Origin of the sequence: Specibacter cremeus, assembly GCF_003946885.1 — a bacterium.
GTDB lineage: Bacteria > Actinomycetota > Actinomycetes > Actinomycetales > Micrococcaceae > Specibacter > Specibacter cremeus.
The window spans coordinates 1-773 of the sequence record NZ_RWKQ01000009.1; the positions used below are offsets into that span (position 1 = coordinate 1).

A 773-nucleotide genomic window follows, 5' to 3' on the forward strand; every position below is an offset into this window, starting at 1 on the left:
CCGGTGCACCGCGATAGCGCGGGGACTGCGGTCCCCGGACGAACCCCGGACGCTGAGCCAATTGCGGGTGGACACGGCCGCGTCGCTGCTGCTGGGGCATGGGAATCCGCGTCGTGAGGACGCGCAGGGTGGTGGCGATGCGTCCGGGCCGAGTTTCACGGTCGGTGCCGACGGCACGGTCATCGACCCGGCCACCGGCCCCCGGCCCCGGGCGGACATCCTGGTCACCGTGCCGTTCCTGTCCCTGCTCGGCCTGACCGACGAACAGGGCGAACTGGCCGGGTACGGCCCCATTCCGGCGTCCATCGCCCGGCTGTTGGCCGGGGACTGCCCGTCCTTCCTGCGCGTGTTGACCGACCCGGTCACCGGGGAACCCCTCGACGTCCACCCGGACCGCTACCGGGTCACGACGGCGATGCGGCGCCGTTTGCAGGCCCGGGACCAGTACTGCACGTTCCCGAATTGCACGCAACGCGCCGTCACCGCCGACGTCGACCACATCGTCCCCTGGGAAGACGGCGGCCCCACCACCATGGCCAACCTTCAGTGCCTCTGCGCCCGCCACCATTACCTCAAACACCGCGGCGACCGCAAGGACCAGGACGGGAAACGCCCATTGAATTGGCGCAGCCTGCCGACTATCCGCAGGTGGCGCCCCACCATGACCGGTGGCGGCCGCGTCGGCTGGACCTCACCCTCCGGCCGGTACTACCCGCCCCCACCCAGCCACCAATCACCGCCCCGGTACCCGGACTGGCTCGCCGAGCAGATCG

Annotated in this window: 1 protein-coding gene; it reads left to right on the forward strand. The window is 71.2% G+C overall.

Annotation, left to right across the window (positions count from 1 at the left end):
* Positions 1 to 67 precede the first annotated feature (67 nt).
* A partial coding sequence (locus tag EJC77_RS20285) for an HNH endonuclease signature motif containing protein (RefSeq protein WP_240629797.1) occupies positions 68 to 773 on the forward strand: 706 nt, incomplete at its 3' end.